Genomic DNA, 1,824 nt, shown 5'->3' on the forward strand with positions numbered 1-1,824 from the left:
ACGCCTATTCCCTGGGCCTGACGATCGGGGCCGCCGGCCTGCTGACCGGCGTGCAGTGGGATGGTCCGGCGTTCAAGGCCGGCCTGACCCAGGGCCAGACCATCGTCGCCGTCAACGGCGAGACCTATGACGCCGACAAGCTGAAGGAGGTCATCAAGGCCGCCGCCAGGCCGGAAGCGCCCCTGGTCGAACTGCTGATCAAGGACGGCGACCGCTACCGGATGGTCAAGATCGACTGGAGGGGTGGCCTGCGCTATCCGCGGCTGGAGCGTATCGCGGGCACACCGGCGCGCCTGGACGACATTCTGGCGGCCCGGAAGTAGTTCGGCGAACATCGGTCGTTTTGTCGCAGGCTGGGAGCCAGGGTGCGGCAAAACGCGCAGGGTCAAGCCGCGAGTCACGTCCTAGGTTGGGGGTGTTCAGGTAACCCCCACCCATGAACGCCCTCTGGGAAGGGCCCGCTTGTCCGAGCGGGCCCTTTTCTGCATTTGCGGCCCGGCGGGCGAATGAACCCTGCCTTGACCCCTCCATCCCGGTGCGCAACTGATCGGGCAAGACCCCGGCGATGCCGCTTGCAGGGTCGTCACGCTGGGGAGCATCCGCCATGGCCAGGTTCGACCGTCGTCAGATCATGATGGGGGCGGCTGCGACCGCCCTGTCCACGGCCCTTCCCGCCCAGGCGGCCGACGCCAAAGGCCAGCTCTATGCGCTGTTCGACACATTCTTCGACGCCGACCTGAGCGACAGTCCCGAACAGGCGACCAATCTGGGCCTGGACACCGGTGCCCATGCCGATGCCCGCAGCAAGCTCGGCGATCGCTCGATCGCCGGCTGGCGCAAGGACCGGGCCGAGCCGGCCGCCCGGGTCAAGCGGCTGAAGACCATTGATCGCAAGGCGCTCAGCGGCGACGACGCCGTCAACTACGATACGGCCCTCTTCCAGTACGAGACCCGCGCGGCGGCCGGGGCCTTCGACTATGGCGCGATCAGCCAGCCCTATGTCGTGACCCAGCTTTACGGTGCCTATTCGTCGGTGCCGAGCTTCCTGGACACCAAGCACACCATCGCCTCGGCGGCCGATGCCGACACCTATCTGGCCCGCTTGGCCGCCTTTGCGACCGTCCTCGACCAGGAGAGCGAGCGGGTCGCCGCCGATGCCGGCAAGGGTGTGATCCCGGCCGACTTCATGCTGGACAAGGCCATCGCCCAACTGACGAAGTTCCGGGCTCAGCCGGTCGAGCAGAACGTGCTGGTTGCCTCCCTGGCCCGTCGGACCAAGGCGTTCGGGGACTATGACGCGAAGGCCGCCGGCCTGCTGACCTCGACCGTCCATCCGGCGCTGGAGCGCCAGATCGAGACCCTGAAAGCGGCGCGCAGCAAGGCCACGCACGAGGCCGGGATCGGCCGTCTGAAGGACGGGGATGCCTTCTATGCAGCCCTGCTGAAGATCTACACCACCACGGACAAGACGCCGGACGAGGTCCATCGCCTCGGACTGGAGGAGGGGGCCGAAATCAGCGCCCGCATGGACGAGATCCTGAAGAAGCGGGGCCTGACCCAGGGCAGCGTCGGACAACGGGTCGCCAGCCTCAACACGCTGCCGGGCGAGACCTATCCCAATACCGACGAGGGCCGGGCCCAGATGCTGGCCTATTGCAACCGGCTGATCGCCGAGCTGCAGCCCAGGCTGCCGACCTGGTTCGGCGTCACGCCCAAGACCCCGGTCGAGGTGCGGCGGGTGCCGGCCTATACCGAGGCCGGTGCGGCCGGCGGTTACTACGAGCGTCCGGCGCTGGACGGATCACGGCCGGGGGCCTTCTACAT

The 1,824-nt window shown here is 67.8% G+C and carries 1 protein-coding gene and 1 pseudogene; both read left to right on the forward strand.

What is annotated here, in order from left to right:
• A pseudogene (locus DBR10_RS13590) lies at positions 1-323 on the forward strand (peptidase M61); the annotation flags it as partial.
• Between the two features lie 281 nt (positions 324-604).
• A partial coding sequence (locus DBR10_RS13595; protein WP_108556425.1) for a DUF885 domain-containing protein occupies positions 605-1,824 on the forward strand: 1,220 nt, incomplete at its 3' end.

Source organism: Caulobacter sp. HMWF025 (assembly GCF_003060965.1).
Classification (GTDB): Bacteria; Pseudomonadota; Alphaproteobacteria; order Caulobacterales; family Caulobacteraceae; genus Caulobacter.